General features: G+C 61.6%; 16 protein-coding genes. 10 read left to right on the top strand and 6 right to left on the bottom strand.

The window, feature by feature from the left end:
* Window positions 1–111: 111 nt before the first annotated feature.
* Complete coding sequence (locus tag QZ653_RS02095; protein WP_296417314.1) at window positions 112–1,377, top strand: DUF2235 domain-containing protein; 1,266 nt, start codon at window positions 112–114, stop codon at window positions 1,375–1,377.
* Here QZ653_RS02095 and serS read toward each other — a convergent pair.
* Window positions 1,366–2,655 (bottom strand): serine--tRNA ligase, encoded by a 1,290-nt coding sequence (gene serS, locus QZ653_RS02100; RefSeq protein ID WP_296417315.1) that lies wholly within the window; start codon window positions 2,653–2,655, stop codon window positions 1,366–1,368. The two genes, QZ653_RS02095 and serS, sit on opposite strands and share 12 nt — an antisense overlap.
* A 157-nt stretch (window positions 2,656–2,812) precedes the next feature.
* Here serS and yajC point away from each other — a divergent pair, with 157 nt between their 5' ends.
* From yajC to QZ653_RS02140, 8 genes are all read left to right on the top strand, one after another.
* Window positions 2,813–3,094, top strand: a complete 282-nt coding sequence (yajC, locus tag QZ653_RS02105; RefSeq protein ID WP_296417316.1) for a preprotein translocase subunit YajC — start codon at window positions 2,813–2,815, stop codon at window positions 3,092–3,094.
* Between the two features lie 105 nt (window positions 3,095–3,199).
* Window positions 3,200–5,833, top strand: a complete 2,634-nt coding sequence (gene secD / locus QZ653_RS02110; RefSeq protein WP_296417317.1) for a protein translocase subunit SecD — start codon at window positions 3,200–3,202, stop codon at window positions 5,831–5,833.
* A gap of 54 nt (window positions 5,834–5,887) precedes the next feature.
* Window positions 5,888–6,241 (top strand): Mth938-like domain-containing protein, encoded by a 354-nt coding sequence (locus QZ653_RS02115; RefSeq protein WP_296417318.1) that lies wholly within the window; start codon window positions 5,888–5,890, stop codon window positions 6,239–6,241.
* Window positions 6,242–6,244: 3 nt separating this feature from the next.
* The gene (ccmA, locus tag QZ653_RS02120) at window positions 6,245–6,859 is read left to right on the top strand and encodes a heme ABC exporter ATP-binding protein CcmA (protein WP_296417319.1); all 615 of its coding nucleotides are present in this window, start codon (window positions 6,245–6,247) and stop codon (window positions 6,857–6,859) included.
* A 55-nt stretch (window positions 6,860–6,914) separates the two neighbouring features.
* Entirely contained in the window at window positions 6,915–7,571 is a 657-nt protein-coding gene (gene ccmB / locus QZ653_RS02125; RefSeq protein WP_296417320.1) for a heme exporter protein CcmB, read from the top strand.
* A 41-nt stretch (window positions 7,572–7,612) separates the two neighbouring features.
* Window positions 7,613–8,338, top strand: coding sequence for a heme ABC transporter permease (locus tag QZ653_RS02130; RefSeq protein WP_296417321.1), 726 nt, complete (start codon window positions 7,613–7,615; stop codon window positions 8,336–8,338).
* A complete protein-coding gene (gene ccmD, locus QZ653_RS02135) occupies window positions 8,335–8,493 on the top strand; it encodes a heme exporter protein CcmD (RefSeq protein WP_296417322.1) in 159 nt (52 codons plus the stop codon). The genes QZ653_RS02130 and ccmD overlap by 4 nt, the downstream gene beginning before the upstream one ends.
* Window positions 8,490–9,032 (top strand): DsbE family thiol:disulfide interchange protein, encoded by a 543-nt coding sequence (locus QZ653_RS02140; protein ID WP_296417323.1) that lies wholly within the window; start codon window positions 8,490–8,492, stop codon window positions 9,030–9,032. Before ccmD ends, QZ653_RS02140 begins: the two co-directional genes overlap by 4 nt.
* Here the strand turns inward: QZ653_RS02140 and QZ653_RS02145 are convergent.
* Together QZ653_RS02145 and acnA are read right to left on the bottom strand one after the other, a co-directional pair.
* Window positions 9,017–9,808 (bottom strand): dimethylarginine dimethylaminohydrolase family protein, encoded by a 792-nt coding sequence (locus QZ653_RS02145; RefSeq protein WP_296417324.1) that lies wholly within the window; start codon window positions 9,806–9,808, stop codon window positions 9,017–9,019. The two genes, QZ653_RS02140 and QZ653_RS02145, sit on opposite strands and share 16 nt — an antisense overlap.
* A 162-nt stretch (window positions 9,809–9,970) precedes the next feature.
* Entirely contained in the window at window positions 9,971–12,739 is a 2,769-nt protein-coding gene (gene acnA, locus QZ653_RS02150; protein ID WP_296417325.1) for an aconitate hydratase AcnA, read from the bottom strand.
* A 174-nt stretch (window positions 12,740–12,913) separates the two neighbouring features.
* Between acnA and QZ653_RS02155 the strand changes: the two genes are divergently transcribed.
* A complete protein-coding gene (locus QZ653_RS02155; RefSeq protein ID WP_296417326.1) occupies window positions 12,914–13,603 on the top strand; it encodes a DUF1223 domain-containing protein in 690 nt (229 codons plus the stop codon).
* Here QZ653_RS02155 and nthA read toward each other — a convergent pair whose 3' ends face one another.
* The 3 genes from nthA to QZ653_RS02170 are packed head-to-tail and all read right to left on the bottom strand — an operon-like array spanning window position 13,604 to window position 14,806.
* Complete coding sequence (gene nthA / locus QZ653_RS02160) at window positions 13,604–14,239, bottom strand: nitrile hydratase subunit alpha (RefSeq protein WP_296417327.1); 636 nt, start codon at window positions 14,237–14,239, stop codon at window positions 13,604–13,606.
* The gene (locus QZ653_RS02165) at window positions 14,229–14,498 is read right to left on the bottom strand and encodes an SH3-like domain-containing protein (protein ID WP_296417328.1); all 270 of its coding nucleotides are present in this window, start codon (window positions 14,496–14,498) and stop codon (window positions 14,229–14,231) included. Before QZ653_RS02165 ends, nthA begins: the two co-directional genes overlap by 11 nt.
* Entirely contained in the window at window positions 14,498–14,806 is a 309-nt protein-coding gene (locus tag QZ653_RS02170) for an SH3-like domain-containing protein (protein WP_296417434.1), read from the bottom strand. The genes QZ653_RS02165 and QZ653_RS02170 overlap by 1 nt, the downstream gene beginning before the upstream one ends.
* Between the last annotated feature and the right edge of the window lie 65 nt (window positions 14,807–14,871).

The raw sequence follows: 14,871 nt of genomic DNA on the forward strand, positions 1-14,871 counted from the left end.
TTTAACGCAGGGTCCGGCCCATTGGTTCATTTGTGGTCAGGAATAGCCGACTTGACCACAAGGGCTGCCGTCTTTCACCTTTGAAGAAGGTATTTTCAAAGGAAACGCAGTATGAAACGCATTGTTATTTTCATCGACGGGACGTGGAACAGGCCCGATGCGGAGCATCCGACCAATGTCGTCCGTCTGGCGCGCTGTGTTCAGCACCGAACCGACAGCGGGATGCCTCAGGTGGTTTTGTACACCGCCGGTGTGGGGTCGGGTGCAGGCAACAACCGTGTGGCGCGCAAGATGGATCGCGTGTTTGGGGGCACTCTGGGCTGGGGTCTTCTGGCGCTGATGGAGGACATGTACCGCCGTTTGGTCTTTGCCTATGAGCCGGGGGACGAAATCATGATCTTCGGCTTTTCGCGTGGGGCCTTTGCCGCGCGGTCCCTTGTGGGGTTCATCCGGTCGGCGGGCATCTGCGGGCGCGACCGGTTGCGCGATATTCCCGCGGCGGTGGCGCGGTATGTTTCCCGCGCCCCTGAAACCCATCCGCGCACTGACGAAAGTTATGCGTTCCGGCTGGGGTTTGCCCCGCGCGTCGTGACCTCGCTGGAGGAGCGGGCCTGGCGCGTCAAACACGGGCATAATACCGCAGGGGTTGTTGATTTGCGCGTGGCCTATCTGGGGGTCTGGGACACGGTGAAGGCGCTGGGCCTGCCTGCTGCGTTGCCTCTGGCTGACCGGTTCAACCGCAACTACACGTTTCATGATGCCAAGCTGTCATCCATGGTGATGGCGGCCCGCCACGCGATTGCCATTGATGAGCGGCGCAAGACCTTTCCGGCGATGCCATGGGACAACATGGAGGTTTTGAACAGCGATAACAACCACTTCGTACCTGAGTACCTGCAACAGTGGTTCCCCGGAAACCACGGGTCTGTGGGCGGCGGGGGCAGCCGTCGGGGGCTGTCGTCTGTGGCTTTGAACTGGATCATGCTGGGGGCTGTAAAGGCGGGGCTGGGCCTTGACTGGCGCGAGATGCGGCATGTGGCGGACCGTTTCGACGTCAACGAACCGCTCGACAACAAATTCGGGCCGGTGGGGCTTGCATCGGTTCTGAACCATTGGTCGACCCATCGGGACGGGCCACGGAGCCTGTCCGAGATGTCGATGCTGGCCATCGACCGTGCCTTTGCAGACAAGGCCTACCGGCGGACGCCGACCCTGAGCAAGGTGTACGACGAGCTATACCGCATGGACGAGACCCAGCGCGAGCGGATGCGCGAGGCGCACAGGGTGACCGATGGGGCCTATACGCACCGGTTGGGGCAGGTGACATGGCCCGGACCACCGGAGTGGTCGCGTACCCCCGATACCCTAGACGAGTGATCCGTCGGCGCTGATCGCGGTTTTGCCGCCCAGATAGGGGTGTAAAGCCGCGGGAAGCGTGACGGAGCCATCGGGCTGCTGGCCATTTTCCAGCACCGCGATCAGGCACCGCCCGACCGCAAGGCCGGACCCGTTGAGGGTATGGACAAACTGCGGCTTGCCGCCTTCGCCGGGTTTGAACCGCGCGTTCATGCGACGGGCCTGAAAATCGCCGGTGGTCGAAACCGACGAGATTTCGCGGTAGGTGTTCTGGCCGGGCAACCACGCTTCGATGTCAAAGGTACGGCGCGCGCCAAACCCCATGTCGCCGGTGCACAGCACGACCGTTCTGTAAGGAATTTCAAGACGTTCAAGGATATCCTCGGCACAGCGCAACATGCGTTTTTGTTCGGCGTCGGACTCGTCCGGGTGGGTCACTGACACCATTTCGACCTTTTCAAACTGGTGCTGACGCAACATGCCGGCGGTATCGCGACCGGCGCTTCCGGCTTCAGAGCGGAAGCACAGCGAATGAGCGGTGTAGCGGCGGGGCAGGTCGGCTTCGTCCAGAACCTCACCGGCAGCGATATAGGTGAGGGGAATTTCGGAGGTTGAAATCAGCCACATGCCTTCCTCGGTCCGGTAGCTGTCTTCGGCAAACTTGGGCAGTTTGTCGGTGCCATACATGGCGTCATCGCGCACCAGAACGGGGGTGTTGATTTCGGTAAGGCCGTTGTCGGTGGTGTGCACATCCAGCATGAACTGCGACAAAGCGCGGTTCACGCGGGCCACGGCCCCGCTGAGCAGCACAAACCGCGCGCCCGAGATTTTGGCGGCGGTTTCAAAGTCCATCCCGCCTTTGACGGCGGGAATATCGTAATGTTCCAGCGCGCCGTCGATGTCGCGCGGGGTGCCCCAGCGGTTGATTTCGACGTTGTCATCCTCATCCGCGCCATCAGGCACGTCGTCTGCGGGCAGGTTGGGAATTTCGGCCAGACGGGCGGTCAGCGCGGCGTCCTGCGCTTTGGCTTCCTCGTTCAACGCGGCAATTTGCTGTTTCTTTTCAGCGACCAGCGCGCGCAACCGTTCAAATTCCGCCTCATCGCCACGGCCTTTGGCAGCGCCCACTTCCTTTGCGGCTTTGTTGGCTTCGGCCTGTGCGGTTTCGGCCGCCTGGATCTTGGCGCGGCGGGCTTCGTCCAGTGCCAGCAACTCCTCGGACAGGGGCGCGTCCCCACGGCGGGAGAGGGCGGCGTCAAAGGCTGCGGGGTTCTCTCGGATGGCGCGGATGTCGTGCATTGGAATGTCCTCGGAAAGTGATTACGTGGGGCAGGATATGGCGCAAAATGCACGCCATGAAAAGCACATGCTGCGCGTTGCGAATCCCGTGCGGCAAACGTAGTGTGCCGCAACTTTGGCGCGGGGGGTCCGGGCCGACAGATAAGGAAGAACGACCATGGAAGCCTTCGGCCAATTTATCCCGCTTATCCTGATCTTTGCGATCATGTATTTCCTGTTGATCCGTCCGCAGCAAAAGAAACTGCAACAGCATCAGGCGATGGTGGCGGCCCTGCGGCGCGGCGATCAGGTGGTGACGCAAGGCGGGTTGATCGGCAAGGTCAGCAAGGTCGTTGATGATGGCGAAGTGATTGTGGAACTGGGTGAAGGCATGAAAGTGCGCGTCGTCCGGTCGACCATTGCGCAGGTTCTGAACAAGACGGAGCCCGCAGAGGCGTAAATCCTGCGGCACAGGCCCCATCGGGATGCGCCGCCTTCGATTTTTACCGAACCAAACCTTGCCCGCCTTCCCGCGTGGCCCTAGCCCGACAGACAGGACATCGAGATGCTTAAGATTGATCTTTGGAAACGCATGGCGATCTGGCTTGTTGTGGCGTTCGGCATTGCTGTGGCTGTGCCCAACGGGTTCTACAACACGGTCGAGGTGTCCAACGATGCAGAGGCCGCCTTGGCCGCTGGCGAAACGGGATCCGATCTTGAGGCGCAGGCGGCGGCCTGGCCGTCGTTCCTGCCCGACAATCTGGTCAATCTGGGGCTGGATTTGCGCGGCGGTGCGCAGCTTCTGGCCGAGGTGCAGGTCGAGGATGTTTATGAGACGCGGATGCGTGCGCTTTGGCCCGAGGTCCGCGATGTGCTGGCCGCACAGCGGGACACGGTCGGCTTTGTGACCGACGAAAGCAACACGGAAGGCGAATTGCGCGTGCGCATTTCCGAACCCGCAGGCATGGACCGCGCCTTGTCGCTGGTGCGCGGGTTGGCCCAGCAGGTTGTCAGCGTCACCGGTGTGGGGCAGACGGATATCGTCGTGCGGGCGGTGTCCGACACCGATCTGGTCATCACCCTGTCCGAGGCCGAGATGCAGGCAACGGATGACCGCACTGTGCGTCAGGCTCTTGAGATTGTGCGCCGCCGGATCGACGAAGTCGGCACGCGTGAGCCGTCCATCCAGCGGCAGGGTGCGACCCGTATCCTCATTCAGGTGCCCGGGGTCGGATCGGCGCAAGAGGTCAAGGACATCATCGGCACCACGGCGCAGCTGGGGTTTCACCCCGTCGTAGGCCGGACCAGTGACGCAGACGAACGGGCGGGGGCGGGCAACGTAGTGCTGCCGTCTCTGGATGAGGCAGGTGTGTATTACATTGTCGAACGGTCCCCCGTTGTGACGGGTGAGGATTTGGTGGACAGCCAGCCCACGTTTGACCAGAACAACCGCCCCGCCGTGACCTTCCGGTTCAATCCGTCGGGCGCACGCAAGTTTGGCGATTATACGCTTGAGAACATCGGGTCGCCTTTCGCGATTGTGCTGGATGATGAGGTCGTGTCGGCCCCGACCATTCAGGCGCATATCTCGGGCGGGTCGGGGATTATCACGGGCCAGTTCACGGTTGAGGAATCGACCAATCTGGCCGTGTTGCTGCGCGCCGGTGCCTTGCCGGCAGAACTGGATTTCTTGCAGGAACAGACCGTGGGCCCCGATCTGGGGCAGGACAGCATCAATGCGGGTGCGATCGCCTGTCTGGTCGCCTTTGCGCTGGTGCTGATCTACATGGTCCTCAGCTACGGGCTGTTTGGCATCTTTGCCAATGTGGCCTTGCTGGTGAACGTGGCGTTGATCTTCGGGCTGTTGTCCCTCATCGGTGGCACGCTGACCTTGCCGGGCATTGCGGGGATCGTGTTGACAATCGGTATGGCGGTGGACGCCAATGTGCTGATTTTTGAACGTATCCGCGAGGAGGCCCGCACCGCCAAAGGCCCCGCCCGCGCGATCGAGTTGGGCTATGAAAAGGCGCTGTCGGCCATCATCGACGCCAACATCACCACCTTCCTGACGGCGGTCATCCTGTTTGCCATGGGCGCAGGGCCGGTGCGCGGGTTCGCGATCACGCTGGGTCTGGGCATCCTTACATCCGTATTTACGGCCATTTTCGTAACCCGCCTGTTGGTGATCATATGGTTTGAACGCAAACGCCCAAAGGCGTTGTTCACTGGCAAATACCTGCGGTTGGTCAAGGCCAACACGGCGTTTGATTTTTTCAACCGTGCCAAGCTGTGGCTTGGGGCGTCGGCAGTAATGGTTGTCATTGCCGCCGGGTCCTTCGCCTATCAGGGCCTCAATTTCGGCATTGATTTCAAGGGGGGTACGACCCTGCGAACCGAAAGCGCCCAGAGCGTTGATGTAGGCGAGTACCGCGCCGTGGTTGAGGCACTTGAGGTGGGCGAAGTCACTGTCACGGAAGTCTTCGACCCAACCTTTGGACCTGACGAAAACGTGGCCACCGTGGCGCTTCAGGCGCAGGACGGCGAGGAGGCGGTGACGAATGACACCATCGGGGCCGTGCAGGATGCCCTGCGCACCATTGATCCGGAGATGACCTTTCCAGCCGTGGAATCCGTGGGACCCACCGTATCAGGAGAGCTGATTCAGGCGGCGATCCTCGCGGTGGTTTTGGCCATCGGCGCAGTGCTGATCTACATCTGGCTGCGGTTCGAATGGCAGTTTGCCTTGGGGGCCGTGGCGGCGCTTGTGCATGACGTGGTGCTGACGATCGGGATATTCTCGGAGCTGCAAATCCGGTTTGATCTGGCGATCATCGCGGCGCTGCTGACCATCGTGGGCTATTCGTTGAATGACACCGTGGTGGTCTTTGACCGCGTACGCGAAAACCTGCGCAAGTATAAGGCCAAGGACCTGAAGGAGGTTTTGAACCTGTCGATCAACGAAACCCTCAGCCGGACGTTCATGACGTCGTTCACGACCTTGCTGGCGCTGATATCGCTCTATGTGCTGGGCGGGGACGTGATCCGCGGGTTCGTCTTTGCGATGATCTGGGGCGTGATTGTGGGCACCTATTCGTCGATCTTTGTGGCCTCGACCACCTTGCTGGTGCTTGGCGTGAAACGGGACTGGTCGAACGACAACAAGAATGTGGGCGGACAATATGCCAACATTGATGCTTGATTGCTGGCCGACCCTCCGGGGGGAGTTTTTTGGGCCAGATGAAGGGGGGCCGTCATGCGCCTGAATGAGGTTGTTTATACGGACGCCAAGCCCGTCGATGGCTACGGCCCCGGATTTTTCCGCATCGGTGGTGAGGTGTATGAGGGCGCATTGGTCGTGCTGCCCACAGGCATCGCGCCCTGGGGCGGCTACGACGACGCGCAGACCTTGATTGATGCGGTGGCCGATCTGGATGTCGTGTTTGTGGGCACCGGCGCCGACATCGCCCATATCCCCGCCGATCTGCGTACCGCCCTCGAGGATGCGGGGCTGGGGGTTGAGGTGATGTCGTCGCCCACCGCCTGCCGCACCTATAATGTTTTGCTGAGCGAGGGCCGCCGCGTCGGGCTGGCCCTGCTGCCGGTCTGACGGGTGCTGCGGGTCCGTGACCTCGCGGTTGCGCGCGGTGGCGTGCCGGTGTTGGAAGGCGTGTCTTTTGACGTGAACGCGGGGCAGGCGCTGGTACTGCGCGGCCCCAATGGCGTTGGCAAAACCACCCTGTTGCGCACGCTCGCGGGGTTACAGCCCGCCCTGTCCGGTAAAGTAGATTTCGCGGAAGATACGGGCGCATACGCCAGCCATGCGGACGGGATCAAGGCACAGCTGACCGTCACGGAAAACCTTGCCTTCTGGGCGCAGGTTCATGGGGCGGATTTGCCCGATAGGGTGTTCGATGCCTTTGATCTGGTGGACCTGCGGGACCGTTTGGCGGGCACATTGTCCGCAGGACAAAAACGCCGCCTCGGGTTGGCGCGCCTTGGTGTCATCGGACGCCGCGTTTTGTTTCTGGATGAACCGACGGTCAGTCTGGACGGTTTTTCCGTCAAAATGTTCGCGACATGGCTGCGGGACAGTCATTTGGCGCAAGGCGGCGTGGCCGTGATCGCCACCCATATCGACCTCGGCATCGACGCGCCCGAGATGGATCTGACCCCGTTCAAAGCCACGCCCGAGGCCTCCGGCGGGTCGGATGAGGCATTCCTGTGAGGCTTACGCGCGGTGACGCGCGATATCTGGCAAAGCCGACGCGCGGTGACGTGCGATGATCGCCTTGTTGCGCCGCGATCTGGCGCTTGCCGTGCGGGCAGGCGGCGGCTTTGGCCTTGGCCTTGCGTTCTTTTTGATCGTTGTCGTGCTGGTCCCCTTCGGCGTGGGACCCGAGGCGGAGGTGCTGTCGCGCATCGCACCCGGCATCCTATGGGTCGCGGCCTTACTTGCAGCGCTTTTGTCGCTGGACCGGATATTCGCGCTGGATTTTGAGGACGGGTCGCTGCCGCTTTTGGCGACATCGCCTTTGCCGTTGGAGGGGGTCGCCCTGGTCAAAGGCGTGGCCCATTGGATCACGACGGGCCTGCCCTTGACACTGGCGGCACCGGCGCTGGGGTTTTTGCTGAACATGGCGCCGGGGGCCTATGTGTGGATGTTGGCATCCCTCGCCCTTGGCACACCCGCCTTGTCGATGATCGGCGCCTTCGGGGCGGCCATCACCGTGGGGTTGAAACGGGGCGGGCTGTTGATGTCGCTGCTCGTTTTGCCGCTTTACGTGCCCACACTGATTTTCGGGGCAGAGGCCGTGCGCCGCGGGGCCGATGGGCTGTCGGCCACAACGCCGCTGATGATGCTGGCGGGGATCACGCTGGGCTGCTTTGCCTTGCTGCCTTTCGCCGCCTCCGCCGCATTGCGGGTGAATTTAAGGTGAGCGGCCTTGTCGCCCCCTTCGGGAAGGGCTAGCTAACGCGCATGTCGATCTGGGAATATGCCAATCCGAAAAAGTTCATCGCAACCACCACCCCTTGGGTGCCTGTGTTGCTGTGGGGATCCATCGCCATTCTGGTGGTGGGGCTGGTCTGGGGGTTTTTCTTTACGCCCGATGATTTCCGGCAGGGATCGACCGTCAAGATTTTCTACGTCCATGTGCCGTCTGCCCTGATGGCGATCAATGCGTGGTTCATGATGCTGGTGGCGTCGCTGATCTGGTTGATCCGACGCCATCACGTCAGCGCCTTGGCCGCCCGCGCGGCAGCCCCTATTGGCGTGGTCATGACCCTGATTGCGCTGTTTACAGGGGCCGTCTGGGGCCAGCCCATGTGGGGCACGTGGTGGGCGTGGGACCCGCGTCTCACGTCCTTTCTGATCCTGTTTTTGTTCTATCTGGGCTACATCGCCCTGTGGGAAGCGATTGAGGACCCCGACACCGCCGCCGACCTGACATCGGTGCTGTGCATCGTGGGCTCTGTCTTTGCGGTGCTGTCCCGCTATGCGGTGAATTTCTGGAACCAGGGCCTGCACCAGCCTGCGTCGCTGTCGCTGGATAAGGAGGAAAACGTCGCTGACGTCTTCTGGTATCCCGCGCTGGTGTGTATCGCGGGCTTCGTTCTGCTGTTCATCGCACTGGTGCTGATGCGCACCGCCACCGAAATCCGCGCGCGCCGCATTCGTGCGCTTGAGGCGAGGATGCGGTCATGATGCCCGATCTAGGAAAATACGCGACCGAGGTGTTGTTGGCCTATGGCGTGTCGATTGGCCTGTTGGTGGTCATCGTGGCGCTGTCAATGCGCCGTGCCCGCAAGGTCCGCGCCCAGCTTGACCAAGTCGAGGCGCGCAAAGGGCCTAGGAAATGAAATGGCTCCTGATGATCCCCGTGGTGCTGTTTGCAGCCCTTGCGGGGCTTTTTGCGGCGGGCATGTTTTTGGGGCAGGGGGATGAACTCCCCTCCGCGCTGATTGGCGAACCCGCGCCCGTTGTCGCGGTGGAGGAGATCGCGGGCCTGACGCCGCTGACGGATGAGATGCTGCGCGACGGCCAGGTCAAGATCGTGAACTTCTGGGCCAGCTGGTGCGCGCCGTGCCGCGTAGAACACCCCAACCTGATGGCCTTGGCCGCTGAAGGCATCCCCGTCTATGGCGTGAACTACAAGGATTTCGACCCCAACGCTGTGGCTTTTCTTGAGGAACTCGACAATCCCTACACCGCCGTCGGGGCCGATAAACAGGGCTTCTATGCCATTGACTGGGGCGTCTACGGCGTGCCGGAAACATTTGTGGTGGGCGGCGATGGCACGATCCTGTTCCGCATGGCCAACCCTGTCACCCAGCGCGGGCTGGAAGAACGGCTGCGCCCCGCGCTTGAGGCGGCGATGGCCTCTCAGCCCAGCGAATAACGCAGCGACATACAGCTAAGGCCGCCATCCACAAGGGCCGCCTGCGATGTGTTCAAAACCTTCACCGAATAGCCCGCATCTGTCAGCCTGTCCGCCGTGCGCGGATGGCCAGCAGACACGAAAACATGGTCATTGACGCGGATCGCATTGGCCGCAGCCTCCTCACCCGGAACGGTTTCAATGATCTTGAGGCCCCTGAACGCGCCGGAGGCCGCTAAGGCTGGGGTGGCCAAAACCGTTTCGGCGTCCAATAGGGAACTCTCGGTCTTGAAATGCAAAATCTCTGGCGGGGTCTGGAGAACCTCCAAAGCGTATCCCTGCGCCTCAACAAGGGGGCGCAAATCTTCGGCCCCCGTGGCGCTGGTGCGCGCGGAGAGGCCCAACAGGACGCGGTCATCGGTGCACAGGATGTCGCCGCCATCGACAAACCCTTCGGTGTGCAAATCCACGACGTCCGCCATGTGGTGCACCAGTGCAGGACGCAGCGCATCGGCCTCGCCCAGCCGCGTCGGCGCGCCGGGCCGCAAGACGATGGCCACACCGTTCAACACCAAGGCGGGGTCTTCGATGAAAACGCTGTCGGGAAAGGCCTCATCTGCAGGCAGCACAGCAACGGTGCACCCTGCATCGCGTAGGGCGCTGACGTAGGCGTCATGCTCTGCCGCAAACACCGCAGGGTCAGGATCGCCCTGATCGGCAGCGCGCAGCCCGTCGGTGACAGAGGTTGCAGGGGCGCGGCACAGCGCGTGGGTGAACTGATAGGATCTATGTGTCATCGTGCTACCCTAACCGTCACAGGTGCCACGTCTATGTCTCTCTGGTTCAAAAATACCTGAAATCCACCATCACACAAAAATGCGGCGCCCGAATATCAGACGCCGCACCGACCATAACGGCCCGCTAAAATTCGCGAATTTTAGCCGCCCGACCCCGCAGGGTCAGGCTGCCTTGGCCAGATTGCGCAGCACATAGTGCAGCACGCCCCCGTGTTCGATGTATTCGACCTCAATCGCGGTATCGATCCGGCATTTGAGGGTGATCTCCTTGACCGTTCCGTCGGCCATGGTGATCTGGCAAGGCACCTCTTGCAGCGGGGTCACCGCATCAAGCCCCGTGATCGTCACCGTCTCCTCACCAGTCAGGCCCAGCGATTTGCGTGTGTCGCCACCGGTGAACTCAAAGGGGATCACGCCCATGCCCACAAGGTTGGACCGGTGGATGCGCTCGAAACTTTCGGCGATGACGGCCTTGACCCCCAACAGGTTGGTGCCCTTGGCCGCCCAGTCCCGCGACGATCCGGCGCCGTATTGTTCACCGCCGAAAATCACCGTGGGCGTGCCCTGATCCTGATAGGCCATGGCCGCCTCAAAGATTGAGGTCTGTTTGCCATCCGGCCCCAAAGTATAGCCGCCTTCGACACCGTCGAGCATTTCGTTCTTGATGCGGATGTTGGCAAAGGTGCCGCGCATCATGACCTCGTGGTTGCCGCGCCGCGACCCGTAGGAGTTGAATTCCCGCACAGGGACCTGCCGTTCCACCAGATACTGGCCCGCTGGCGTGCTTTCCTTGAAGGACCCCGCGGGGCTGATGTGGTCGGTGGTGATCATATCGCCCAGGACCGCCAGCACCTTGGCCCCTTCGATATTGGTGATCGTGCCGGGGTCTTTGGACATGCCCTGAAAATAGGGCGGGTTCTGGATATAGGTCGACGTGCTGGGCCAGTCGTAGGTTTCCTGATCAGGGGTTTCCACGCCCTGCCATTTTTCGTCGCCCTTGAAGACGTCCGCGTATTTTTCCTGAAACGCGGCGCGGGTGACGGTCTTTTCGACCAGCTCCGCCACCTCCTGCGACGAAGGCCAGATGTCTTTCAGAAAGACGTCGTTGCCGTCCTTGTCTTGACCCAAGGGGTCTTTGGTGAGGTCCACATTCATGTCACCGGCCAGTGCATAGGCCACCACCAACGGCGGCGAGGCCAGATAATTGGCGCGCACGTCGGGTGAAATGCGCCCTTCAAAATTGCGGTTGCCCGACAGGACGGAGGTGGCGATGATATCGCCTTCGTTGATCGCTTCGGACAGTTCTTTCTGGATCGGGCCGGAGTTGCCGATGCAGGTCGTGCAGCCGTAGCCCACCAAGTTGAAGCCGATGGCGTCCAGATCCTCTTGCAGGCCCGCGGCCTCAAGATAGGCAGACACGACCTGGCTGCCGGGGGCGAGCGATGTTTTCACCCACGGTTTCCGGTTCAGCCCCAATTCCCGCGCCTTGCGCGCCACCAGCCCTGCGCCGATCATGACATAAGGGTTGGATGTGTTGGTGCAGGACGTGATGGAGGCGATGACGATGGACCCGTCGTGGATGGTGTAATCCTCGCCCGCGACCTTGGCGCGTTTGTGTTTTCCTTCATCGCCTGGGATGTCGCGCGGGGCGGGCTGGCCGCCTTCGCCGGTCCAGTCTGCCTTTTCCTCCTGATCGGCGGACCATTCAGGGCGCTGGCCGGTGATGTAGTTGCCAAAGGTCTGCGCGGCCTCGGTCAGGGCGACGTAATCCTGCGGACGTTTAGGGCCGGAAATCGCAGGCACAATGGTGCCCATGTCCAGATGCAGGGTGTCGGTGTAAATCGGCGCGTAATCATCGCCGCGCCACAGACCGTTTTCCTTGGCATAAGCCTCAACCAGAGCAATCCGGTCTTTGTCGCGGCCTGTGTTTTCCAGATAGCGCAGGGTTTCACCGTCGATGGGGAAGAACCCGCAGGTGGCGCCGTATTCCGGTGCCATATTGGCGATGGTCGCGCGGTCGGCCAGGGGCAGGGTGTCGAGGCCCGCACCATAAAATTCGACGAATTTTCCAACCACGCCCTTTTCGCGCAGCATCTCGACGACCTTCAGGACCAGATCGGTGCCGGTGGTGCCTTCCATCATCTGGCCGGTCAGCTCAAACCCCACAACCTCGGGGATCAGCATGGAAATGGGCTGACCCAGCATCGCGGCCTCCGCCTCGATCCCACCAACGCCCCAGCCCAGCACGGCAGCGCCATTGACCATGGTGGTGTGGCTGTCGGTGCCCACAAGGGTGTCGGGGTAGGCGACCTCCTCCCCGTGTTGGTCGGTGTCGGTCCAGACCGTCTGGCTGAGGTATTCAAGGTTCACCTGGTGACAAATGCCCGTGCCGGGCGGCACCACGCGAAAATTGTTGAACGCGGTCTGACCCCATTTGAGGAACGTGTAGCGTTCCATGTTGCGTTCATATTCGCGGTCCACGTTCATCTGAAAGGCCCGTGGGTTGCCGAATTCGTCGATCATCACGGAGTGATCAATCACCAGATCCACAGGGTTCAGAGGATTGATCTGTTGCGCATCGCCGCCCAAGGCCACGATCCCGTCGCGCATCGCCGCAAGGTCAACGACCGCAGGCACGCCGGTGAAATCCTGCATCAGCACGCGCGCAGGGCGATAGGCAATTTCGCGGGGGTTTTTACCGCCTTGGGTCCCCCATTCAGCAAAGGCCTTGATATCGTCGGTCGTCACCGTCTTGCCGTCTTCGAACCGCAACATGTTTTCCAGAACAACCTTCAACGCCGCCGGCAATCTGGAAAAGTCCCCCAAACCGGCGGCTTGCGCGGCGGGGATGGAATAATAGGCAACGGTCTGATCCCCGACCGTCAGCGTGGTGCGGGTTTTGGATTGGTCGTGACCAACGGTGATGGGCATTTGGTTCTCCTTCGAGGTGTGGCAGGGATCAACGCGTAAGCTGACCTATCGTTGCATCCGGCGGGGGGGTTAGGAAAGGGGGCGGGGTCGAATTGTAACACTGCCCTCGCAAACGGTTGATTGGCACCGGGCGGACGGGTCGGATAGGCAGGGGGCATTGAATAGGAATTCCGAATGCGTCGTCTTATTGCCAGCCTTGCCACAGTGTTGACCCTCGCCACCCCGGTGGTGGCCGATGGCCCTGTGGTTGTTGAACTTTATACCTCTCAGGGCTGTTCCAGTTGCCCGCCTGCGGATGCGCTTTTGCATGATCTGGCGGAACGGGGGGATGTGATTCCTCTCGCGTTGCATGTGGATTATTGGGACTACATCGGCTGGGCCGACAGTTTTGCCGACCCGTCCCATACCCGCCGACAGCAAAATTATGCGGCCGTGGCCGGGGTCAACACGATCTACACTCCGCAAATGATCATCGGCGGAGAGGACCATGTCGTCGGCACCAAACCGATGCAGGTGGCCGAGGCGATCATGGCGCAAAAGGCGCCAACAGGGGTGCGCGTTTCGGCAACGCGGTCGGGCAACCAGTTGACGATTTCGGGCAGAACGGCGCAGGCCCTGCCCAGCGGTACGGTGGTGCAGATCGTGCGGTTCAGCCCGTCCGAAACGGTTGATATCCGGCGGGGCGAGAACGCGGGACGCACATTGTCTTATGCCAATATCGTGACGGATTGGGACGTGGTGGGCGAATGGTCCGGGCGCGGTGCGCTTGAGATGACAGTGCCCGTTTCCGGCGCGGCCCCGATTGTTGTGATCGTACAGGAACACGGGCCGGGCGCTGTGCTGGCGACGGCTGTCCTGCGCTGATCACGGCAATTTTGCGAGCCCCGTGCCGATCATGCTGTCACGGGTGACAAGGGCCGCCAGTTCGTGTTCCGACAGGTTTTCTGTTCCTTCGGGACGGGCTGGGATCACGATGTAGCGCATGTCTGCGGTGCTGTCGTGCACCCGAACGGTCGTGGTGTCGGGCAGAGTTACGCCAAATTCGGCAAGCACCGCGCGCGGTTCGCGCACGGTCCGGCTGCGATAGGCGCGGGATTTGTACCAGTCGGGCGGCAACCCCAAAAGATTGCGTGGATAGCATGAACACAGGGTGCAGACGACGACGTTGTGGACGTCGGCAGTGTTTTCCAGTGCGATCAGGTTGAGGGGGCCGATGTCGAACCCCATGTCGCGGGTTGCTGCGGAGGCGTCGGCCAGCAGTTCTGCGCGAAAGGCCGGGTCAGTCCAGGCGCGGGCCACGACCTGCGCGCCGTTTGCCGGGCTTCGGGCGTCCATGGTCTCGATCTGGGCTGCGATGTCGGCTGGGGTGGTGATGCCTTTTTCTACAAGCAATTCCCGCACGGCGATTTCCATGGTTTGCCAATAGCTCAGCGGGGTGTCGTCGTCTTCGCGGTAAGGATGGCCGGAGGGGCTGAGGTGGTCATGGTGATCATGGGGCATCGGCAGGCTCCAACCAGTGGTCATAAATTTCAGCATCAAGGGTGTCGTCGGGGTGCGGCGTGTCTTCGCCCCAGATGTCACCGAGGCGAAAGCGGACACGGTACAGGGGAAGTGCCGGGGCCGCGTGGCCGTAGGCCAGATCTTCGGGGTTGGGAAACGCCCCCAATGACCGTTCGATGACGCCGATTTTGCCCCGCAGATAATGCGGGGTGCGCACATGGCCGGGGGGCATCATGGGTTTGACGCGGACGTGTTGCATCACGTGGCCTGTGCCGCGTCGCCGTAGGTGGCCCCGCGTTTGGCAACTTCGTCCATCTTTTCTGCGAGCTCGGCCGTAGTATAGGCGCCGCCTTCGATCAGGTTCTGATTGACCGAGGCGATCCAGCGTTCGTAGTAGGTCATGCTTTCGAACGCGTCCTTGCCCATATCTTCGAGGACACGGCGCAGCCCGTCGACGGTGAAATATCCTTTGGCCGATCCGATGATCATGAGGGCGTCGACACGTTTTTCCCAGAGCGAAAAATCGTGTTGGTCGGTGGGAACGGGGCCAGCCGCATCGCCGCCCATGTCATGCCAACGGCGCGCCGTATGTGCATGGTCAGGGTGGCGGGGGGACGATGATTTGGTCATGC

Origin of the sequence: Pseudooctadecabacter sp. (assembly GCF_020627745.1) — a bacterium.
Lineage (GTDB): Bacteria > Pseudomonadota > Alphaproteobacteria > Rhodobacterales > Rhodobacteraceae > Octadecabacter.

Excerpts from the sequence above, each read along its gene's own strand:
- ccmB (WP_296417320.1), top strand. The coding sequence starts at position 6,915 with ATGATCGCCTTGTTGCGCCGCGATCTGGCGCTTGCCGTGCGGGCAGGC.
- nthA (WP_296417327.1), bottom strand. The coding sequence starts at position 14,239 with ATGCCCCATGATCACCATGACCACCTCAGCCCCTCCGGCCATCCTTAC.
- QZ653_RS02140 (WP_296417323.1), top strand. The coding sequence starts at position 8,490 with ATGAAATGGCTCCTGATGATCCCCGTGGTGCTGTTTGCAGCCCTTGCG.
- QZ653_RS02170 (WP_296417434.1), bottom strand. The coding sequence starts at position 14,806 with ATGGGCGGCGATGCGGCTGGCCCCGTTCCCACCGACCAACACGATTTT.
- yajC (WP_296417316.1), top strand. The coding sequence starts at position 2,813 with ATGGAAGCCTTCGGCCAATTTATCCCGCTTATCCTGATCTTTGCGATC.
- QZ653_RS02155 (WP_296417326.1), top strand. The coding sequence starts at position 12,914 with ATGCGTCGTCTTATTGCCAGCCTTGCCACAGTGTTGACCCTCGCCACC.
- QZ653_RS02165 (WP_296417328.1), bottom strand. The coding sequence starts at position 14,498 with ATGCAACACGTCCGCGTCAAACCCATGATGCCCCCCGGCCATGTGCGC.
- QZ653_RS02130 (WP_296417321.1), top strand. The coding sequence starts at position 7,613 with ATGTCGATCTGGGAATATGCCAATCCGAAAAAGTTCATCGCAACCACC.
- QZ653_RS02115 (WP_296417318.1), top strand. The coding sequence starts at position 5,888 with ATGCGCCTGAATGAGGTTGTTTATACGGACGCCAAGCCCGTCGATGGC.
- secD (WP_296417317.1), top strand. The coding sequence starts at position 3,200 with ATGCTTAAGATTGATCTTTGGAAACGCATGGCGATCTGGCTTGTTGTG.
- ccmD (WP_296417322.1), top strand. The coding sequence starts at position 8,335 with ATGATGCCCGATCTAGGAAAATACGCGACCGAGGTGTTGTTGGCCTAT.
- QZ653_RS02095 (WP_296417314.1), top strand. The coding sequence starts at position 112 with ATGAAACGCATTGTTATTTTCATCGACGGGACGTGGAACAGGCCCGAT.
- QZ653_RS02145 (WP_296417324.1), bottom strand. The coding sequence starts at position 9,808 with ATGACACATAGATCCTATCAGTTCACCCACGCGCTGTGCCGCGCCCCT.
- acnA (WP_296417325.1), bottom strand. The coding sequence starts at position 12,739 with ATGCCCATCACCGTTGGTCACGACCAATCCAAAACCCGCACCACGCTG.
- serS (WP_296417315.1), bottom strand. The coding sequence starts at position 2,655 with ATGCACGACATCCGCGCCATCCGAGAGAACCCCGCAGCCTTTGACGCC.